This window comes from Paraferrimonas sp. SM1919, from assembly GCF_010993985.1.
Classification (GTDB): domain Bacteria; phylum Pseudomonadota; class Gammaproteobacteria; order Enterobacterales; family Shewanellaceae; genus SM1919.
In genome coordinates this window covers 21042-41946 of the sequence record NZ_WINH01000010.1, presented here as the reverse complement: position 1 = coordinate 41946, position 20905 = coordinate 21042, and the positions used below count along the sequence as shown (strand labels likewise).

22 protein-coding genes are annotated in these 20905 nt (G+C 43.0%); 10 read left to right on the top strand and 12 right to left on the bottom strand.

Features of this window, described 5'->3' with window-relative positions; translation table 11 throughout:
- Nucleotides 1–29 precede the first annotated feature (29 nt).
- The 3 genes from GFB48_RS07725 to GFB48_RS07715 form a co-directional block, all read right to left on the bottom strand.
- Nucleotides 30–2246 (bottom strand): NADP-dependent isocitrate dehydrogenase, encoded by a 2217-nt coding sequence (locus GFB48_RS07725; protein ID WP_163933516.1) that lies wholly within the window; start codon nucleotides 2244–2246, stop codon nucleotides 30–32.
- Nucleotides 2247–2432: 186 nt separating this feature from the next.
- A complete protein-coding gene (locus GFB48_RS07720) occupies nucleotides 2433–2867 on the bottom strand; it encodes a DUF2141 domain-containing protein (RefSeq protein ID WP_163933514.1) in 435 nt (144 codons plus the stop codon).
- Between the two features lie 22 nt (nucleotides 2868–2889).
- Nucleotides 2890–3657 (bottom strand): GntR family transcriptional regulator, encoded by a 768-nt coding sequence (locus tag GFB48_RS07715; RefSeq protein ID WP_163933511.1) that lies wholly within the window; start codon nucleotides 3655–3657, stop codon nucleotides 2890–2892.
- Nucleotides 3658–3809: 152 nt separating this feature from the next.
- On the opposite strand from GFB48_RS07715, the gene GFB48_RS07710 reads away from it, so the two are divergent.
- Nucleotides 3810–4472, top strand: coding sequence for a hypothetical protein (locus GFB48_RS07710; RefSeq protein ID WP_163933508.1), 663 nt, complete (start codon nucleotides 3810–3812; stop codon nucleotides 4470–4472).
- Nucleotides 4473–4483: 11 nt separating this feature from the next.
- Nucleotides 4484–5116 (top strand): glutathione S-transferase family protein, encoded by a 633-nt coding sequence (locus GFB48_RS07705; protein WP_163933505.1) that lies wholly within the window; start codon nucleotides 4484–4486, stop codon nucleotides 5114–5116.
- Nucleotides 5117–5162: 46 nt separating this feature from the next.
- Here the strand turns inward: GFB48_RS07705 and GFB48_RS07700 are convergent, their stop codons facing one another.
- The 5 genes from GFB48_RS07700 to GFB48_RS07680 all read right to left on the bottom strand — a co-directional run bounded on the left by GFB48_RS07700 (nucleotide 5163) and on the right by GFB48_RS07680 (nucleotide 10039).
- A complete protein-coding gene (locus tag GFB48_RS07700; protein ID WP_163933502.1) occupies nucleotides 5163–6122 on the bottom strand; it encodes a carboxylesterase in 960 nt (319 codons plus the stop codon).
- Nucleotides 6123–6364: 242 nt separating this feature from the next.
- Entirely contained in the window at nucleotides 6365–6802 is a 438-nt protein-coding gene (locus GFB48_RS07695) for a GNAT family N-acetyltransferase (protein ID WP_163933499.1), read from the bottom strand.
- Nucleotides 6803–6898: 96 nt separating this feature from the next.
- Nucleotides 6899–8101, bottom strand: a complete 1203-nt coding sequence (locus GFB48_RS07690) for a PepSY domain-containing protein (protein ID WP_163933496.1) — start codon at nucleotides 8099–8101, stop codon at nucleotides 6899–6901.
- Between the two features lie 107 nt (nucleotides 8102–8208).
- Complete coding sequence (locus GFB48_RS07685; RefSeq protein ID WP_163933493.1) at nucleotides 8209–9705, bottom strand: VCBS repeat-containing protein; 1497 nt, start codon at nucleotides 9703–9705, stop codon at nucleotides 8209–8211.
- Nucleotides 9706–9754: 49 nt separating this feature from the next.
- Nucleotides 9755–10039, bottom strand: a complete 285-nt coding sequence (locus GFB48_RS07680) for a VF530 family DNA-binding protein (RefSeq protein ID WP_163933730.1) — start codon at nucleotides 10037–10039, stop codon at nucleotides 9755–9757.
- 128 nt (nucleotides 10040–10167) lie between these two features.
- Here GFB48_RS07680 and GFB48_RS07675 point away from each other — a divergent pair, with 128 nt between their 5' ends.
- A complete protein-coding gene (locus GFB48_RS07675; RefSeq protein WP_163933491.1) occupies nucleotides 10168–10740 on the top strand; it encodes a DUF1456 family protein in 573 nt (190 codons plus the stop codon).
- On the opposite strand, the gene GFB48_RS07670 is transcribed toward GFB48_RS07675, so the two are convergent.
- Nucleotides 10727–11608: an SDR family NAD(P)-dependent oxidoreductase gene (locus GFB48_RS07670; protein WP_163933488.1), complete on the bottom strand. Its 882-nt coding sequence runs from the start codon at nucleotides 11606–11608 to the stop codon at nucleotides 10727–10729. The two genes, GFB48_RS07675 and GFB48_RS07670, sit on opposite strands and share 14 nt — an antisense overlap.
- Before the next feature lie 164 nt (nucleotides 11609–11772).
- On the opposite strand from GFB48_RS07670, the gene GFB48_RS07665 reads away from it, so the two are divergent.
- Together GFB48_RS07665 and GFB48_RS07660 are read left to right on the top strand one after the other, a co-directional pair.
- Nucleotides 11773–12672, top strand: coding sequence for a hypothetical protein (locus GFB48_RS07665; protein ID WP_163933485.1), 900 nt, complete (start codon nucleotides 11773–11775; stop codon nucleotides 12670–12672).
- A 449-nt stretch (nucleotides 12673–13121) separates the two neighbouring features.
- Entirely contained in the window at nucleotides 13122–13928 is an 807-nt protein-coding gene (locus tag GFB48_RS07660; protein WP_163933481.1) for a crotonase/enoyl-CoA hydratase family protein, read from the top strand.
- A gap of 59 nt (nucleotides 13929–13987) precedes the next feature.
- Here the strand turns inward: GFB48_RS07660 and GFB48_RS07655 are convergent, their stop codons facing one another.
- The gene (locus GFB48_RS07655) at nucleotides 13988–16105 is read right to left on the bottom strand and encodes a prolyl oligopeptidase family protein (protein ID WP_163933477.1); all 2118 of its coding nucleotides are present in this window, start codon (nucleotides 16103–16105) and stop codon (nucleotides 13988–13990) included.
- A 124-nt stretch (nucleotides 16106–16229) separates the two neighbouring features.
- Nucleotides 16230–17054 (bottom strand): SDR family oxidoreductase, encoded by an 825-nt coding sequence (locus GFB48_RS07650; protein ID WP_163933474.1) that lies wholly within the window; start codon nucleotides 17052–17054, stop codon nucleotides 16230–16232.
- 92 nt (nucleotides 17055–17146) lie between these two features.
- Between GFB48_RS07650 and GFB48_RS07645 the strand changes: the two genes are divergently transcribed.
- The 5 genes from GFB48_RS07645 to GFB48_RS07625 all read left to right on the top strand — a co-directional run bounded on the left by GFB48_RS07645 (nucleotide 17147) and on the right by GFB48_RS07625 (nucleotide 20261).
- Complete coding sequence (locus tag GFB48_RS07645) at nucleotides 17147–17737, top strand: hypothetical protein (RefSeq protein ID WP_163933473.1); 591 nt, start codon at nucleotides 17147–17149, stop codon at nucleotides 17735–17737.
- A 159-nt stretch (nucleotides 17738–17896) separates the two neighbouring features.
- Nucleotides 17897–18670, top strand: coding sequence for a DUF5020 family protein (locus GFB48_RS07640; RefSeq protein ID WP_163933470.1), 774 nt, complete (start codon nucleotides 17897–17899; stop codon nucleotides 18668–18670).
- Nucleotides 18671–18772: 102 nt separating this feature from the next.
- Nucleotides 18773–19246 carry a peroxiredoxin gene (locus GFB48_RS07635; protein ID WP_163933467.1) on the top strand — a complete coding sequence of 158 codons (474 nt, stop codon included), beginning with the start codon at nucleotides 18773–18775 and terminating at the stop codon, nucleotides 19244–19246.
- Between the two features lie 67 nt (nucleotides 19247–19313).
- Nucleotides 19314–19625, top strand: a complete 312-nt coding sequence (locus GFB48_RS07630; RefSeq protein WP_163933464.1) for a rhodanese-like domain-containing protein — start codon at nucleotides 19314–19316, stop codon at nucleotides 19623–19625.
- A 3-nt stretch (nucleotides 19626–19628) separates the two neighbouring features.
- The gene (locus tag GFB48_RS07625) at nucleotides 19629–20261 is read left to right on the top strand and encodes a DsbA family protein (RefSeq protein ID WP_163933461.1); all 633 of its coding nucleotides are present in this window, start codon (nucleotides 19629–19631) and stop codon (nucleotides 20259–20261) included.
- On the opposite strand, the gene GFB48_RS07620 is transcribed toward GFB48_RS07625, so the two are convergent.
- Entirely contained in the window at nucleotides 20258–20785 is a 528-nt protein-coding gene (locus GFB48_RS07620) for a DUF3087 family protein (protein WP_163933458.1), read from the bottom strand. The two genes, GFB48_RS07625 and GFB48_RS07620, sit on opposite strands and share 4 nt — an antisense overlap.
- Nucleotides 20786–20905: the final 120 nt, after the last annotated feature.

Below are 20905 nucleotides of genomic sequence, written 5' to 3'. Positions count from 1 at the left end.
GTTAGCGCGAAGCAAACGCGGTAAAAAAATTATAGTGCGGCGATAGCGGCGTTTAAGGTCGCACTCGGACGCATTGCATTGGCTGCTTTATTGGTATCAAACTGATAATAGCCACCTAGATCTACGGCCACACCTTGGGCAGAGTTTAACTCATCCACAATCACTTGCTCGTTAGCAGTAAGGGTTTCAGCTAGAACCTTAAAGCGTGCTTGTAGCTCTGCGTTGTCAGTTTGCGCCGCTAGTGCCTGTGCCCAGTATAGACATAGGTAGAAGTGTGAACCACGGTTATCTAGCTCGTTCACCTTACGTGAAGGTGACTTGTTATTGTCTAAGAACTGACCCGTTGCTTGGTCTAGGGTGCTTGCTAGAACAGCAGCTATCGCATTATCGTTTACTTGTGATAGATGCTCTAAAGACGCCGCTAGTGCAAGGAACTCACCTAGAGAATCCCAACGTAAGTGGTTTTCAGATTCTAGCTGTTGTACGTGCTTAGGTGCAGAACCACCGGCGCCAGTTTCAAACAGACCACCACCATTCATTAGCGGAACGATAGACAGCATTTTCGCTGAAGTACCCAGCTCTAGAATTGGGAATAAGTCGGTTAGGTAGTCACGCAGTACGTTACCAGTAACAGAAATGGTGTCTTGACCTTCTTTAATGCGCGCGAGCGAGAACTTAGTCGCCGCTTCTGGCGCTAGAATGTGTAGCTCTAGACCATCGGTATTGTGCTCAGGTAGGTAAGCATTTACCTTCTTGATTAGCTCTGCATCGTGGGCACGGTTTTGGTCTAACCAGAATACCGCAGGCGTGTTAGATAAACGGGCACGGTTAACCGCAAGTTTCACCCAATCACGGATTGGCGCGTCTTTCACCTGGCACATACGGAAGATGTCACCTTGGCTTACTGCTTGAGAAAGCAGTACTGAGCCATCAGCAGCAACCACTTCAACGGTACCTGCTGCAGGTACTGCGAAAGTCTTGTCGTGTGAACCGTACTCTTCTGCTTTTTGTGCCATTAGGCCAACGTTAGGTACAGAACCCATAGTGCTTGGATTGAACGCACCGTGCTCTTTACAGAAGTCAATGGTCGCTTGGTAAATTGAAGCGTATGAACGATCTGGAATTACCGCTTTAGTATCTTGCAGTTTACCCTGGGCATTCCACATTTGACCCGAAGAGCGGATCATTGCTGGCATAGAAGCATCAATAATCACATCTGAAGGTACGTGTAGGTTAGTAATGCCTTTGTCAGAATCAACCATAGCTAGATCTGGGCCAGCAGCGTATACCGCTTCAATATCGCTAACAATTTCAGCTTTTACAGCGTCATCTAGCTTTTCGATTTTAGCGAACACATCGCCAAGACCGTTGTTTACATCTACACCTAGCTCTTCAAAGGTTTTGCCATGTTTCGCAAATACGTCTTTAAAGAATACTTTAACTACGTGGCCGAAGATGATTGGATCAGACACCTTCATCATGGTGGCTTTCATATGCAGTGAGAACAATACGCCAGACTGCTTAGCATCTTCAATTTGCGCAGCAATAAAGTCTTGTAGGGCTGATACTGATAAACGCGCCGCATCAATCACTTCACCGGCTTGCAGTGGGAAGCTGTCTTTTAGGGTGATCACATCACCGTTGTCTGTCTTTAGTTCAATACGAACGTCAGTGGCTTCGCTAACGGTGGTTGAAACTTCAGAACCGTAGAAGTCATCGCCACTCATAGAAGCAACGTGAGAACCAGAATCAGCAGCCCAAGCACCCATTGAATGTGGGTTTTTCTTAGCATAGTTTTTCACAGATGCTGGGGCACGACGGTCAGAGTTACCTTCGCGTAATACTGGGTTTACCGCAGAGCCTTTAATTTTGTCGTAACGAGCTTTGATTTCTTTTTCAGCTTCATTCGCTGGCTCTTCTGGGTAGTTAGGTAGGTCAAAGCCCTTTGCTTGAAGCTCGCTAATTACCGCTTTTAGCTGTGGTACTGACGCAGAAATGTTTGGCAGCTTAATGATGTTGGCTTCTGGGGTTTTCGCCAGCTCGCCTAGCTCTGCTAATGCATCACCAATTTTTTGCTCTTCAGTTAGGTTTTCTGGGAAGTTTGCAAGTACACGACCCGCTAGAGAAATATCACGAGTCTCAACTTCTACGCCAGCGGCTTCAGTGAAGGCTTGAATAATAGGTAGTAGTGAGAAAGTCGCCAGTGCTGGTGCTTCATCGGTAAGGGTATAAATAATTTTTGACATCGAATCGTCCCTAAGTCTTTATGGGTCTAGCCCAAATACTTCTTTTCTTCTAAAAAATCGGGGCAAATAGTAAACCATTTGTTGTTGCTTTTGTATGTTTTTATCGAAACATTGAAAATTCTTTACAATAAAAAAAGCTCCCAGAAGGAAGCTTAGTTGTTGTAAGTTGCGCCTTATATTACTCGGCTAAAGTTCAACTATGGTCAAACTATGACTATTTTGCTCGGCATTAAAGCTAAATTTTGCATCTTTATACTTCGGAGGTCCCATCGAGCCCTTGGCATTGTTAGAGCAGCCTACAGGTTCTCTAGGAATACCAATCCAGTTAGAATTTAACTCCCCATTGGCATCCTTATCATGATAAACATAAATTGCATATTCACCATAATTTAGCTCGACATCAAATGTAGTCGTGCCTTGGAGATCCGCAGCACTTAACACTTTTTTATGAACCATGCGCTCTAAGTCTTCTTCCATCCAATCTTTTTTATTGTCGTAGAACTGGACGACAATATTTCCTTGGTTAGACTTAATGCCATCAATAGTCACCGTTAAAGGTTCAGCCATTACGTTACCAACAAATACTGTCGTCGCAATTAAGAGCATCCTTTTCAAAGTCATCGCTTTTCTCCTGTATATAAAATTATTGCATCGAAAATTCCATTTCAAACTGATATTGATCAGGACGATACAAGGCATATAAATGATCCACCAATACGCCATCAGCATCATACATGGATCTATCTAACACTAATAAAGGCTTACCCGCTGGAATATCAAGCTGCAATCCGGTATCCACATTTGATAGCGTAGCACTGACACTTTGCTCAACCTTATCTAGGCGCAGTCCAATTTGCCGAAATAGCTTCAGCCTAGGCATAGATAAAATATTTTGTTCGTTATATTGCTCGCCAATATCGCGGGTCCAACTGACATAGTAGCCAAAAGGAATACCATCAGCTAAACGGCAACGAACGGACTGATACAGCATCTCACCCTCTCCAAGATTAAAGCGCTTGGCAATATCTATAGGCGGTATTTTCTTTGCAAAAGTAATGGAACGTACCTGGGTTGCTTGCCCCATGGTTTGTAAACTTTCTAATAAACCGCTTAACGGCGCCTTTACCTGTTCGGTGCGATTTTGAAAGGTCACATGGGAACCACGGCCGCGCTGGCGCTTGATATAGCCCTCTTCTGCTAACTCATCCATAGCGCGTTTCGCTGTAATACGGGATACCGCGAAAGCCTCTGATATTTCATGCTCAGTTGGCATTTTTTCGCCATGACCAATATCACCTAATTGGATCTTTTCTTTTAAAAATAGATATACCTGATGATACAGAGGCGTTGGCACATCATGATTGAGTGCCGTTTTAAGGCGGGGATCCTGAATAAGGAGATTAAGTTCCATAAACACCTAAAGATTGTTATTGATATAAGTCAGTTTAATTAAATTATACCCCGCTGCTTTGATATATCAATAGTACATTTGCTATCTATCAATGCAACAAGTTTCGTTACCGCCTTAGACTCAAAACAATCGTCCATGAAATCACCATTACTATGTCTGATTACTTGTTGTTAAAACTATTACATTTGTTATTTTTCGTATATTGGCTCGGGGGAGATTTGGGAACCTTCTATGCTTCACGCTATGTTGCCAACAATAAATTATCGGAACAACAGCGATCTACTGCGTTAACCATTATGATGGGCGTCGACCAAGGCCCCCGCATTTGTATGGCATTGATTTTAGCCCCAGGACTGCAAATGGCGGTTAACACTGGCATGATAACCATGCCTAGTTGGTTAATGGCAGTTATCTGGGTGATTTGTTTAGCTTGGTTAGCTATGGTGCTGGTACTGCATTTCGCCCATGGTAAGTCTTTTACTAAATCACTAACCCAATTCGACTTTGGGTTTCGATTAGTGGTGATTGCCAGCTGCTTATTTTTTGCTGGCACCTCATTAACCGGCGATGGTGCCATCACCCAAGACTGGCTCAGCTACAAGTTAATTGTGTTTGCCGCCATGGTGGCCTGTGGGTTGGGCATTCGCCTGCAACTCAAACCTTTTATCGATGGTTTTGGCATGATGATGCGCCAAGGCGCATCGGCAGAATCAGATCAATTAATTAGCTCAGGACTCAGTCGAGTTCGCCCCTACGTTTATCTAATTTGGGTTGGCCTTTTAGTCAATGCAGCCTTTGGTATTCACCTGATTTAAGGACTGAAAAAATGCAATTACTAAGCTCTAATTTTTCTCCTTACTCGACCCGAGTACGTATCTTAATTGCCAAGCAACAGCATCAAGTAGAAATCACAGCCCCTGACTTTGCCCTTAGAAGCCCTGAGTTTTTAGCCAAGTACCCCCTTGGCAAAATCCCAGTACTTAAGCTCTCGGACAGTGAGTATTTATCAGAGTCTTGGGCGATCATGCAATATTTAGATGCCCTATCCGAGCAATCACTGAGCCCCTCTGCACCGTTGGCTAACGCCCGCATGCATGAATGGCTAAGGTATGTTGATCAGCATCTTGCTCCTTCATTATTGCCATTATTTGGGCAATTGCTAGGTGGCCCTGCGATTGATGTGGATGCGCAAATGCAAAAGGTAAGGGTAGAACTGGATAAGGGCGAACGCCTACTCAGCAGCAATAACAGAGAATTAAAACCACTGGATTTAGCAGACATTGCCACTGCCGCGGTGATGTACTTTGTGGTCGCTACTCCTGCCCAGTTCGGTGAAATGAATATCTTAAAGGACTTTCCTAAACTGAGCGCCTGGTGGCAAAGGGTACTACAGGACCCAGAAATTGAAACCGGCGTTAGTGAAATGCGCCAAGCCTTTGAAGGTTTCCTGAAAAAATAACACAGTTATTTTCCACGCTAATTCGCCCCGAATATTGGGGGCTTTTTTATTTCCTTAAGAAAGGTAATAAGTATTTTTCCTGCTCTTCACTAAAAGCGACCCATGACATATGCGGTCTATCCTTAATATTAACAATATCAAAATTGGGTTTGTTAATTCCTTTAACGACTACCGCAGGCGCAATACTATCTTGGTCAGAAACAAACACTAAACTCTCAAGTTTTGACTTTAGCGCAAGCTGGCTAAAGTCGGTTTGAGCAAGGGTGACTTTAGCGTCAGTTAATACCCTATCGACGCCCTCTGCTATCGCATCCTCACCAACAAGCTTTGTTAATGTTGGATAGAAAAGTTTAGCAACAGACTGCACCGATTTATCAAACACCTGCGGCGGCGCAATATAAATGGCTCCCTTTAAATTGGCAATGGACTGACTTGCATGTAACGCGGTTAAACAGCCTAAAGAAAGGCCTAACAAATAAACCTGATGCTCATTAGGGACAGTGTCATTAACAAATTGTGCTATGGTACTAGCATCTTGCACGCCCACCCCGAAAGCTAGTGTCGAACTGCCATGTCCAGCAAGGTCGGGAACTAACACATTAAAGCCATATAACTGCAGCTGAGTCGCAGCGATGAGCATTTGCTCTTTTGCCATGGAATAACCATGTAGCAACACCACCGTTTTATTGGCTGCAAGATTTTCTTTCTTTGCTTTAATAAGTTGATCTATTTTTGTAGAAACTACCTCTTCACCAACCGCCATAGGGAATTCAAAATTTAACTGCAGCTTCCCCTCGGCTAATGCTGGCGCGGATAAATTGTCAAAACAAGTCTGGCTATCGGCACAGTAGTGTTTACTACTAACATCAAAGACTTCATAAAGTAAAGCTGCCGTATCACCCAATCCATTGATATCTTGAGTGGTCGGGTTTTGAATTTGATAGGCAACGATTGAGGAGCAGCCACTCAACAGCAAAGTGGCTAAAGCGATGAACCCTTTTTTCATTGTTTCTTCCCTGAAACGACTTAATGTAATAAGCCCTATTACTATCGAATTGCGGTTTAAATATCAACTATTTGTGGGTGTTTTTCACTCGCATCACAAAAGCCGACTTTAATCAATTTTTCAATAACTGCTTACCTGTGAAGCCAACTAAGCAAGTGTAAAAATCAAGATTAATCATTACTCAAAAGTTAAGCAAAACCTTTAAAAAACACTACGCCATGACCCCGAGTCGCTGACGCGAGCTATACCGCTAATGATAGATGTAATAGCGGGAAAGGATTACCCTGAGCATCAACTTCACTCCTGCCAGTTTGCACAAACCCTAGGGCAAGATAAAAGGCCAAGGCTTGGGGGTTCTGCTCGTTAACATCAACGCTGCTGGCTTTGAGCTTTCTTGTGGCAAACTCTACCAATAACTGCCCTACCCCTTTTCTAAAGTAATTAGGGTGGACAAACAGCATTTCTATATTGCCATCGGTCACACCCACAAACCCCATTATGTCTTCGCCCCGCTTCTGCACACAAAACAGTTGCACCGCAGCCAAGTACTGATTACGTAAACTCACTTTAAGTTCGCTGATTAACTGATTAGGTAGAAAATCATGGGTGGCCCTAACCGAGCGCTCCCAAAGTTCTATCAGCTCATCGTAATCCGCTTTTGTGGCAGCTCTAATGCACATATAGGCTTCTCAATCTCAGTTGTCTGGCAGTATCTATGACAGCCAAAAAAAACTTGCATCCATTTTAGTAATAAATGCCAAGTTCTACCAAAATTGTTATTGGGAGGAATAGAGGTATGGAGCCGTTCCCTCATTATTAGGGAACTGGGCAAAGTTAACTATGGTCAGGTAAGTACTGACAAGGATAATAATCACAGAGAATACCCCCCCTGCCCCTAACCACTTTAAGATTGAAGGTTGCTGGCGGCGTACTCGCAGCCAATACATGCGCATCCCGGTAATAGATAAGACGCATAAAATAAGGCCAAATCCAAACCAGATCAGCTTAGTGGTTAGCCCACCAAGTGTACCAAAATGAAAGTAATCCATGGCATCCCCAAGGCGTACTAAGGGGCTTAGTTCTTGGGCCCGTTGCTGATTAAGCACTTTACCTGTGTACATATCTAACCACAGGGTATTGCCCCTATCTATGGTTAACATGGCATCGGTCTGCCCAGATACACTAAAACTACCGTTATAGCTTACAGGGTAAGAAAACTGCCTAATTTCTAGTTGTGGCCAGTGCTGCTTGGCAGTTTCAAGCAATTGACTAAAAGGTAACGCCTGTTGTTCATCGGTATTTGCCGTTGCCACAAGCGGCACTTTATAGATAGGTGCCCCTAGCTGGGAGGCGCCATGTTCATACAAGTAAAAGCTACCAGTAAATCCCATAACTGCAATAAACCACAGGCTATAAACCCCTGATAATTTATGGCTATCGGACCAAAAGCTGCGCTTATTACTGGCTTTAAAATAGCTAGGCAACCGTTTAAAACCATGCCACCAGTTTTTATAAACCTGAAAGGAAGAAATAAACAACCCAATAAGCAGTAAGCTCATCAAACACACTAGCCACTTGCCCTCGGCGCCCATAGATAAATTACGGTGAATATCTCGCAAGAAGCGGCTATAACGACCATAGCTGCCCTCACCGGTGATGTGGCCAGTGGTGGCATCAAAGTAAACGTATTTCACCTCTTGTTGATTGCGAATACGGACTTCGCCGGCGTGGTAATCACTGCTTTGCAGGCGAGCATCTTGGATTTGATAACCGCTGTAGTGCTGGTTTAATTGCTGCTCTAGCTGCTGCCAATTGACTTGGCCTTGGTAGGGTTGGCTGGCTTGAAACTTATCATCACTTAGGTACTGCACCTCGTAGCTCAGCACCGCTAGGGTGCCGGTGAATGAAACCCATAGCAACAGCAGGCCAAAAAAGAAGCCACAAAAATGATGCAGGTTAAACCAAGATTTTGCTTTCACTGTTTTATGTTTAAGTTTCAAAGAAGTTGGCTGACATTATAAAAAAGTCAGCCCTTAATGCCAGTGATAATGATTATCAATTAAAGTTTTATATGAGGAATGTGAAATTAATCACTCCATGCGATCATCAATATTATTTGGTTCAGATTTTGTTGCCCATCTTGCTTACCAAATTTAATTAGCAAATCATCACGGCCATCGTTATTAATGTCTGCAACGCTCACCAATTGACTGTTTTTAGGTAAGTTGACTTCAAAACTAGCAGCGCGCTTATTAAACAGGGCCGCGCTTCCTTCGCCAAAATAGACATCCACTGCCTCACTGTCATCCCCAAGCAGCAAATCTTTAAAGCCATCGCCGTTAACATCGGCGAGCTTAACTAATGGGTTGCCGCTTTTACCTGAGCTTAAACTAAAGCTTAAATCCACTTGCCTAGTGACATTGGCTTTTTTTGGAAACTGATTGTTGTTATCCAGTTTAAAAAAATGCACATCCTGAGCAATAGAGCCTGATAATAATGCACTGATGATCTTACCTAAACCAATATCAAAACCGATGGCCACCACCTCAGGTTTATTGTCTTTATCTAAGTCTTCAAAGAAGGCATTTTGCAGGGTTCCCTCTGCCTTGACTATGGTATCTGCCGTCTTGGAAAAACTTAGCCCCATATCGGTTGCCATCCCTAAATACAACTCATAGTCGTTACTTCTATCAAGTACCCCTGAGCTTTGCGAGTAACTCACCAATAAGTCCACTAAACCATCATTATTCATGTCCTTAAGGGCACGAATGCGTCGAAATTTTAGGTTTGACTGATCGGGTGTTTGGCCGTGCTTGTCGCGCTGTTGCCACCATTGGGACACACTCAAGCGGATTTGGCCAAAGTCTTTAATGATTGGTTCGGGATCAAACTGATAAAAGCTAACTTGCTTAAAAATAGCATAACCGTTATCGGTCACCCAGATAATGTCACTTAAGCCATCTAAGGTCATGTCAGCGACATAGACATTAGCTGGGGTATATTGATATTCACCCCGCTCAAGATTGAAACTCGATTTTATTGGCAACAGCATAGATTGGTATTGCTGCTTTTTGGCGATCAGCACTTCGAGTTGATTAAAACCCTGAATAAAGACATCTTCGATGCCGTCATCATTGACATCGCTAAGCAACTCTCGCTTGGCTAAATAGCCCTGATATCCCCCCTGAGCCAACAAGCCAGAATTGTTGCTGATCTGTAACCACGATTTAGTTTGATAATTGAGGACATAGACGCCACTACTGGCCTGTACCACCACCTGTTGTGCTTTTTGATAAGCGGTGTGCTCGGAAATATCGAAGGCAAAGCTATTATCAGGGAAGGGCAGCTCTAAAACGGTTGTCAGCTTGTTCTTAGTCAGTTGCCAAACTAACAGATGATACTGCTGCTGTTCATTTATTCCCACTGAGATTAATGATTTAGCCTTACCATTAAATTCGAGTTGGGCCGCTTCTATTGGCTGTGTCAATTCGAATTGACTTGTGTAGACAATTTTATCAAAGGCCAACTTGGCACAGGCATTAAACCCCACCAATAGTAAAACGATAAAAAAATAACGAACCACAACTCTCTCCATGTTTAGTAATTACTTAGCTATATCACCGCTATATCGATTAATTGTATTTACCCTTAGCTTTGCCCCAAGGATCGCTGTCGGCTTGTTGTTTAACGACTGGTTTAAGCCCTAAACATTCCTTAAGGTATAAATTTTCTACCTCTTCCCTAGCCCAAGGCGTGCGCCTTAAAAAAGTCAAACTAGACTTGACGCTTGGGTTTGACTTAAAGCAGTTTATTTTTACCTTAGCCGCCATTTTTTCCCAGCCAATGGTGGCTTCTAATTCTTCTACTATGGTTTGTAACTTAACGCCATGCAATGGATTATTTTGTTGAGTATTCATAATTTTGTAAGCAATAGTGATACATAGCATGATCTTAACCCAGTTTTGCAATCTAAGCTTAACTATCTATGGCCAAAAAATGCTAAACTACACGCTTATGCACTAGACCCCATACATCGAGAAGCACAGTGACTAATAACGATTACCTTCGCCGCCTGCGTTTTATCTTTCAGCTAAACGACAAAAAAGTAGCTGACATCTTTAAGCTTGCTCAGCATAAAATAGACATCTCGGATATTCCGCTATGGCTAAAAAAAGATGAAGATAAAGACTTTAAAGAAATTAAAGATATAGACTTTGCGGCATTCTTAAATGGTTTTATCAACCTTAAGCGTGGTAAAAAAGAAGGCGCCCAACCTAAACCTGAGCATAAGCTAAACAACAACATTGTTCTTCGTAAGCTTAAAATTGCCTTAAATTGGCAAGATGACAACATTATCAAGTTACTTGAAAGCGTAAACTTCCGTATTGGTCGCTCAGAATTAAGTGCTTTTTTCCGTAAAGAAGACAATCGTCATTACCGTGCTTGTCAATCTCAGTTGATGCGTAATCTTTTTAGAGCCTTGCAACAACAGCAACGCCCAGATGCGCCAGTGACTCGTGAGAAAATAGATTCTCAGCCCAGAAACGCGAATAAGCCCCAATACGGCCGCCAGCAAATTCAAATCTGGAAACCTAAGCCAAAGACTAACAAAGACTGAGCTTTTGTACGAGTTGCCACAGCTTGTCAATATGCTGTGGCGGACTCTTGGTAAAAGGTACTGGGGTAATTTTGGCTTGGCGGCGATCAAACCAAAATTTGGCATTGGGCAGTTGCTCTTGAGCAAGGCACCACAACATGGTATCCGCCCCTTGGTCTGGTGTCCTTAATCTGTCCTCAAAAAGTTTGGCAAAGCCAGGAATCGAATCTTGGACACCTTCGGTATCTACCCAGCCTGGGTGGGAAGCGGCAAAAGTATACTCTGAAAAAGCTTCTGCAAGCAGCGGTAATAGGGTTACCTGAGCCCTCTTAGCATTGGCATAGGCATCTACCTTATTGTATGGTCGCTGGTGATACCCCAAATCCCTTAAATCCAATCTTTTTAAATACATGCCACCACTGGAATTAAAATGAATATGCGCGTTTGGTTTAAGCTTGCCTTGGCTGTGCAGGCAGTGAAACAATTTTAGATGGCTGATGACTTGGGTATAAAATATCGATTCGATGTCGCTGGGATGCAATATTTTTTGAGCAGGCATGGCGCCAGCGTTACATACCAATGCATCCAAAGGGGCGATACCGTTAAAAACGCTCATATCATCATCAAGTAGGTCAAACTGAAGATAGTGCCCCATAACTCCAAGCTCACCTTCGAATTTGGCATTCCTACCTGTAAAGTACACCTCAGCGCCGTGGGCAAGGAGTTGCTTGGTTAACGCTAGGCCAATCCCCTTAGAGCCACCTGTGACCAATATTTTTTTACCGACAAAGGCTTGTTGATCAAGTTGCTGGTAATTTTTACTATGTCTTAGGTATCCAGTTTTATCAAAACTATAAATAACCGATGCATCTAACAGTGCTGATATCAAAATATTTCCTTATTGTTAACGAATGCCCTGAAATTTGTCTTCTGCGTAACTATTACGTCAACTAGGATAAAAAAAGTTCAAAAATGGCCGCTATTTTAATATTAGGTGGTTTACCTTGAAATTGAACCTTTTATAATATCTTTTTGAATTTTTAAGCGCACTTCATGAAGCCGTTAATTTTACCTCTTATCCTCTTAACAAGCCTACTTAGTGGCTGCACGAGTCATTACCAACCCGGCACGTTTTCGGGGTTGAATAACTGGTTACTGCAAGAACAAACTGGGCAATGGCAGCAACAAGCTAATCAAGCCCAACTTAAGCTTGGCCAAAATATCCAACAGCTCAATTTACACTGCGATGACCAAGGTCGTTTAACACTTGATTTAATTGTGCAATCACAAAACACTATGAATGCATACGCGAGTATCCACTTAATCAATCATTTTGGCCAAGCTCATTTTATTAACGTTGAAAACGTAGATGAACTTGCTAACAATAGATTACAAATTTCAGCCAAAGTAAATCAACTGACCAAGGACTTTTTAGCGGAACACCCTTTATCGATGATAAGTGCCATTGCTGGTGAATTAGCGTTAGCAATTAACATACAAAATCAGTCACATTTACAGAAATTTTTAAATCAGTGCAAAGCACCAGTGGCGCAAACCGCTGCGCTGGTGAAGCCGAGTTCTAAATTTACTCCCGTCGCTACCTCAAATTTCTTTGTGAAATCAGTCGATTTAAGTGAGCTAGCTTTGCATCAAGACATTGCTAAGCTCAATGGAAGTATTATTAAAATTCATTCCAATAAGCTTAATTATCAAGTCACCCAAGTGCTGCAAAACAATATCGCTTTATTGCAGCCTCCACTCAGTAATACCGATGACATCATCTTGCCAAATATTGTGATTCGTGGTGCAAACCAATATAAGGTAGGAGACAACCAGTTAGAAAGCGCCCGCTATTATCGAGTTGAAGGTCTACGTCACTACGGCACAGTTGCGGGTTCTGAACAACAAGCATTGATGCTTACTGATGTCACCGATAAAGTCATTAAAAAGTAACCCCCTTACTAAGAGCGCCACTGGCGCTCTTATGCTATTGATAGGCAATACAAAAGCTGCTAGCTTAGTTTTTAAGCAAATGGGATTTTGTACCTATGTCTGCATGAAGTCGCGCAGCGATTAATGGTTCAGGGTATGACTCTGCATGAAATTAAGACAGGGTTTAAGGTTTGGGTTGATCACAGGGCGGATATAGCCGCCTAAATAGAAAACCAAAAAAGGCGCCCAATGGTGGCTTTTCTTTTACTGCAACAAGTGTATTACTGCGGCGATAAGATAAATAAGATAAGCCCAAGCTAAAACCGAACCGATCAGAAATAGCGGGGATTTACCTTTAACTAAGTAAGCATATTTAGAAATTCTACTTTTCAACATTTTACCCCCAAATAATTTACCTTTAAGCAGGTTATTACATTGTCTATTTTTTTGTCAACTATACAGGAAGTAATATGCAGTTAACCACCACCACACTGACCATAGAGAACCAAATCGCGGTTGTTACCCTAAATCGCCCCGCCAAAATGAATGGGGTAAATATGGCCATGTTTAATGAGCTTAGGTATTTAGCCAAAAAGCTAAAATCAGACACTAGCATTCGCGCCGTGATCATCACAGGTGCCGGCGGTAACTTTAGCGCCGGACTGGACTTTAAAGCCATGACCTCAAGCCCACTGTATGCGTTCAAACTACTCTTTAAATGGCTCCCGGGTAATGCCAATCGCGCCCAGCAAGTGTCTAGTTTATGGCGAAAAATAGCTGTGCCCGTTATCGCGGTGATTGAGGGTTATTGTTGGGGCGCAGGTATGCAGATAGCATTAGGCTGCGACTTCCGTTTTTGCCATCATGATGCCAAATTAGCGGTGATGGAATCAAAAATGGGGTTAGTGCCAGATATGGCAGGAACGCTTGGGATGCGCGAGCATCTTAGTAAAGATATCGCCATGAAACTTACCATGACCTCAGAATCTATCTCTGCCGAGCAGGCCATAGCCTTAGGATTAGTGACCCAGGTTTCTTCGACGCCAATGGATGATGCCTTAGACTTTTGCGAACAAATTAAACAAAAATCACCCGATGCCATTGCCGGTATCAAATCCATATATGCGCGCTTTTGGAACGCTTCCCCAAGAACAATATTGGCGTACGAAACCTATAGCCAAGTCCGCGTTGCCATAGGTAAAAACTTTGCCAAGGTGCAACAAGCCCTTAACAAAAAAGTCGCGGCACGTTTTAGTAATAGACAAAAGTTTTGGTAAACCCAATAAACAAAAAAGGAAGCCTAGGCTTCCTTTTTATTTAATAACTAAACAGTAGTTTATAGCTTTTTAACACCCATATTGTATAGCGCAAAGCCATAGATATCGGCATATTGCTCTATCACTTTGGAGGTTGGCGTGCCTGCACCGTGACCCGCATCGGTTTCAATACGAATAAGGGTTGGATTACTACCCGTATGCAGTTTTTGTAGCTCAGCAGCAAACTTGTAAGAATGCGCCGGTACCACACGATCATCATGGTCGCCAGTGGTGATAAGGGTTGCCGGGTAATCTACTCCCGCCTTAACGTTATGTACTGGCGAATAGCCTTTGAGGTAATCAAACATTTCTTGGGAGTCATTGGCTGTACCGTAATCGTAAGCCCAACCTGCCCCAGCAGTAAACGTGTGGTAACGTAACATATCCAGAACCCCTACCGCTGGTAAGGCAACCTTAAATAGCTCTGGACGTTGCAGCATGGTAGCGCCCACCAGCAGACCACCGTTTGAACCACCTTGAATCGCTAATTTAGACGATGAGGTGTATTTGTTCTCAATTAAGTATTCAGCCGCGGCAATAAAGTCATCAAATACATTTTGTTTTTGCATTTGAGTACCCGCTTTGTGCCAGGCTTTACCGTATTCACCACCACCACGTAGGTTAGCCACCGCATATACACCGCCAAGCTCTAACCATAGGGCACGGGTAGTACTAAAGCCAGGACGAAGACTAATATTAAAGCCGCCATAACCATAAAGTAGGGTTGGGTTAGCGCCATCAAGTTCAATCCCTTTTTTATAGGTAATGGTCATCGGTACCTTGGTGCCATCTTTTGAGGCATAAAACACCTGCTTAGACTCATACTTAGAACCATCAAATTCGATATTGGATTGGCGGTATAATGAAGACTCACCACTGGCTAAGTCATAGCTGTAGATGCTGCTAGGGGTATGGTAGTTACTAAAACTGTAATAAACCTGCGCCTGTGACTCTTTACCTGAGAATCCAGAGGCCGTGCCAATGGCGGGTAAGCTAATATCACGTACCTTGTTACCCGCAAGATCGTACTGCTCTACTTTAGTGGCTGCATCCATTAAGTATTTAGCAAATACAGTATCACCAGCCTTAGAGATATCAAGCACCTGCTCACGCTCGGCAATAATATCAACCCAAGTATCTAAGGCATTTAAGTTGACCTTAACCAGACGCTGATTAGGGGCTTCTTTGTTGGTCAACAAATAAAAATCTTCACCTTTAGAGGTCACTAATTCGGTATCAGAACTGGTATCGCCCACCAAGGTGTATAACCCCTTGCTGGCATCGGTTAAGTCTTTAATAAATAGCTTGTTGCCAGAGGTCGACACTGAAGCATATATAAACAGATACTTTTCATCCTTGGTGACCGATGAACCCACATAGCGGTGCTTTTCGCTATCCGTGCCACCAAATACCAACTCATCTTGGTTTTGCTCAGTCCCTAACTTATGGAAGTAAAGTTTATGCTGGTCTGTTTTGGCCGATAACTCACTGCCTTTAGGCTTGTCGTAACTTGAGTAGTAAAAGCCAGTATTACCACGCCAAGAAATATTAGAAAACTTAACATCAACCAAAGGTGCTTCTAGCTTTTGTTTGGTGTTAGTGTCAATCACATAGACTTTACGCCAGTCACTGCCACCCTCTGATATTTGATAGGCCGCTAACGAACCGTCTTCTGAAAAAGTAATGCCTGCCAGCGATACGGTGCCATCTTCACTGAAGCTATTAGGATCTAAGAAGATCTCTTCTGCTTCATCGCCCCTTTGACGATAAAGCACCGACTGATTCTGGAGGCCGTCATTTTTGTAGTAATAGCGGTAATCACCCTCAACAAATGGAATACCTTCTTTTTTATAGTCCATTAGTTTTGTTAAGCGCTGTTCGATTTGCTCACGGTAAGGGATTTGCTCAAGATAACCTTGGGTCACTTGGTTTTGAGACTCTACCCAAGCAGCAGTTTCGGCGCTCATGTCGTCTTCTAGCCAACGGTAAGGGTCGGCAACTTTGGTCTCGAAATAGCTATCGACGACCTCGCCTTGCTTAGTCACGGGGTACTGCAATTTAGTCTCACTTGCCTTATCAGAACACGCAGTTAGAGCAATGACCGCCCCTACTGCTAATGCTAATTTTTTAGTTATCATCACGTCATCCTTATGATTGTATACAACTTAATTCCAACATATAGGAATCCAATAAGCAACCGCTTCACAATGTTGCTTACTTCCCCTCAAGATGAGTTCGGCTATGTTTTATGTTTCAGTTTGCTTATGACACTTTGCTGACTTCGGTGTTGATTTCGTAATCCTTGAATAAATCACGTTTATTAAAAGCGGCTCCCATAAAACGCCTAAAAGCTTTGAAATTAGTTAACCACGCGACTTTGGTGCCGGACTTAGTTGCCGCTAACACCCCTTTAGCTAAAAAAGGTGCCACTGTCTCTACTGTGTCCGCCAAAATATTGAAGATCTTCTTCGACTTTTGCCATTCGGCAGAGGTTAAATCATAGTCACCTAGTAATAATTCTGTAACGACAATGCCGGGACTGAGGGTATTAACCATCACATTGGTGCCCTTTACTTCCTTTTGTAAAGCGCTATTAAGATAATTCACAGCTCGTTTGGTCGCACCATAAGCCACCATCCCCGGTTGGGTAGCCCCATCACTGCCAAAGCCTTCCATATTCCATATTTGCCCAGCATCTTGCTCGAGCATGCCCTTCAGAACGATTTGATTGCTGAGTAACACTCCTGTGAGATTGGTTGCCACTATATTTTTTAAATCTGGGCTTTTGCTATCTACTAAATGGGCTCTTGGAATACTCATACCTGCGTTATTGATCCAGTAATCTATCTGCCCAAAGCGTGCTTTAGACTGATCCCACATTGCTTGGATTTCGGTAACCTTATTAATATCACAGGCACAGCCATGTACCTGTTCAGGAGAATACTTTTTGGCCAGGTTCATGATCGTCTCCGCCACCGTATCGCTAGAACGCCCACTAATCACAACGTTACAACCGAGCTTTAAAAACTCTTCCGCTAAACCTCTACCGATTCCTCGTGTACTGCCTGTAATCACTATTGTTTTCATGCTTTGTCCTAAATCAAGTTGAGTGGTTATGTTATTGCCTTAGTTAACAATAAGATATAATGTTATAACTTTCAGATCAACGGAGTGAAGGTATGAATTTTGCGGTTGGTAGTGTGGGCCACACCTTAATGCAGATGCGAGGAATTTGGCATGATTCAATTGAGTTATACCACCTTGATGGCAGCCCTTTAACTGATGATACGGCCGCAGGTAGTGGCACCCCCGGCAGCTCGCCTTTTGATAATCTGGTTTATATCGATTTTGATGGTCACACCTTGAAGCTCACTAATGTCCATTTTAGGGGTCGAGATGTGGCGGCTAAAACCTTCGTCGCTACCATGCAAGATGGCCTATTAGTATTTGATGAATTAGGTCCTGGTGCTTATAAAAATGTCGGTATGTCTGGTGGTCCCGGTATTTTAACCTTCAACGCCCAGCAGCTATCAGACGCCACCGGTGTCTATATGGAGCCAGATTTTATTATGCTTACTAGCACCAATGAACGGGTACGACATACTGTGCTGTATCGTGATGGTAAAGCGACTCGCACTTTAACCGCCAAAGGCTATCGCTTATCCCCCCTTTGTTGTCGACGCCATGAACTTGACCCAAGAGGGCCTCAAGGGCCAGTGCATGAGCCCCCTTTTAAAGCAACTATTTGGCAACATTTAACAAATAAATAACTACAAAAACAACAACAAAGTAGCACAATCGCCTTTACAGGTTAGCTACAGGAATATATTATTTATGCAACTTAACAAACTAGGTCATGGCCATTACAGCGGTGTCCAAGTGCCAAGTTCATTAATAAAAAAATATCAGTTATTTTCCTAGGGGAAGTCATGAAATTAGTTAAATCTGTCGCGATATCTAGCGCTCTAATCGCCACTAGCTTTACTGCTCAATCCGAAATTCTTTGGAGCAATGTCGCGCTAAGCTACCTTAATGGTGATGGTTACAAGCAAGCTTTCGGTCCTGCTGCTGGTACAGAAACCAAAGCTGACGTATTCACCCTAGAGCATGCAGGGGCTTACAACTGGGGTAAAAGCTTCTTCTTCATGGATCGTTTTATTGATAACAACAACGTTATTGGTAACCAAACCTACACTGAGGTTGGCTTAGACTTTAGCCTGTCGAATCTGTTTAACACTAAATTAGAAAATGCAGTAATTAAAGATGCTTACCTAGTGACCCAATGGGAAAACGCTAACCCAGTAAATACCGACAACTTGCTTGCCGGTGTTGGTGTACGCTGGAATGTGGATTGGGCAACATTCATCGATACCAACGTTTACTACCGCATCCAAGATAAAAATGGCATTGGCACTGAAAACAACATGCAGCTTACTACTGCATGGTCTATCCCGTTCTCTGTAGCCAGCACAAAGTGGACCTTCGATGGTTTCTTTGACTACGCCACAGCGCACAAGAATAACTTTGGTGATGTTGAAGCGACATTCCACACTCAACCACAAATCAAGTTAGACCTTGGTGATCTTTGGGGCACTAGCAACAAGTATTACGTGGGTATGGAAGTGGATATCTGGCGTAACAAGTACGGCCAAAAAGACATTAACGAGACCACCCCACAGTTGATGGTTCAGGTTAATTTCTAACCTGTTCTAAACTGATCAAAGCAGCCTACGGGCTGCTTTTTTGTATTGTGCTTTATTGATTTGTACTATCTAATATAAATTCTACTTAAAAAGGAAATTATTATGATCGAACAGGGCCAATACTTACCTAACATCCCAGTTTCAGAGCTCAGCTCTGAAGGCATGCAAAAACACGATTTAAGTGAATTATTGAAAGCCAAAGTTGCCATATTATTTGCCGTCCCTGGTGCCTTTACTCCAACTTGTTCTAATGCTCACCTCCCTGGATTTATTGATGCTTACAAACAATTACAAGCTAAAGGAGTGGATTACGTCGGCTGCTTATCTGTGAATGATGCCTTTGTTATGAAAGCCTGGGGAGAGACTCAAGGGCAGCATCAGATCCACATGCTTGCCGATGGTGATGGTAGTTTTTGTTCGGCTTTAGGCTTAACAGTAGACACCAAAGATTTTGGCGGTATACGCTCGAAACGATTTGCCCTTATTGTCAAAGATGCCAAAGTGGTTCATATTGCCGTTGACCAACCTATGCAGTTTGAAGTGTCTAGTGCAGAAGCCATCTTGAAGCAACTTTAATAATTGATTATTAGATTTCTCTAATATAAAATAGTGATCAACTAATTTAGCATTTGAGGTTATTGCGATGAATTCTCCACTTCATGATCTTGGTCACATTGATCTTCACGTTGCCATTGAGCGCTTAAAAGATGGCGCACTTTTAATTGATGCTCGTCCACCAGCCATGTTTGCGCAGGGGCATATTAAAGGGGCGATTAATCTTCCTATCGAAGTGCTTGAACAACATACCCTAGAAGTACCAGCGGCAGGTGTCGTGGTTTATTGCGCCAAGGGAATTCGTGCCACGACTGCCACCCAGTGGTTCAACCAAAATGGGATTGTAGCGGTTAATGCCGGTGCTATGGTTGACTGTCAGCCACTGATCATTGAGTTGTAAGCCATGATCCAAATCGATTATTACTCAGACGTGTTATGCGTCTGGGCCTATACTGGCCAGCGTCGTATCGACCAGTTAAAGCAAGCATTTGGCGATAAAATTCAGATTAACTATAAGACCATGAATCTATTTGGCAACGGTAAGAACCGAGTTGAATCTAAATTTGCGGATAAAGGCGGCCTAGCTTACTTCGGTAACCATGTTAATCAGGTGATAGCTAAATTCCCCCATGTAGCAGGCAATGATAAGCTTTGGAGTGAGACCCAACCAGAATCTTCCATTCCTGCACATCTGGCCATTGCTGCGGTTGGTTTGATTGCAAAGGACAAGCAAGACGATTATGCCTGGGCGATACGCCAAGCCTTTTTTGCCCAGGGTAAAGACATCGCCCAACAAGCTGTTTTAGTGGAAATTGCACAATCTTTAGCGATTGACAGCGCGGCCATGCAAGCCCTTATCAATAATGGTCAAGCACACTCTATATTATGGCAAGATAACCTCAGTGCAATCGATGCCAAGGTTACTGGCAGCCCAACGCTGATTTTTAATGAAGACCGCCAATCCATTTTTGGTAACGTCAGCTATGATGTGATGCGCGCCAATGTGCAAGCATTAATTGACGCCAAAGAAGATTAATACTTATCTAACATCGATTCTGTAAAGTCGCTTGGGTTAATCTCAAATCCAGCGGCTTTTATTTTTTGCTGCAACGCCACTATTTTTGCCTCTTGCTCTGGCAAGGTTAAGGTATTGTCATCAAGCAAATACACGGCTTTTTGTGAAGCTAAATAAAAGCTCAAAATAATATATGCATTTTCATCTCCGCCCTCTGCTGCCTGTTGAATCTTTTTGTGCTTGCGGTAAATCTTGTTGTGCAGTTGTTTTAATGACCACACTTGAAAGAGCTCTTTTAATGGTGCTTGGCCCTTAAGGCCATTGAATATTGCACTGCAAAGTAGTGCGGCCAGCACCACTCCCAGTACATTAAATTTAAAGTTACCGGTAGAGCCATCTGCCAAAGGCGACTCAGCCCCCCATAGGCTAATAAATAATTGTCCAAAAACAATCGACAATACTGCTAGAGCTACGACGAATGCGGCAATAGTGTATTTAACTTGGGTACGGTATTGGGTTTTATTTATATTTTTAAAATCAATCATGTGGTGACTTAGTGGCGAATAAGATAAATACATTATACGTTTTTTGAAAATTTTGGGATAGACGAAGTGCATACGGGCAAGTAAACTGGTTGGCCTTATTTTCCTATCAAGAGCATTTCC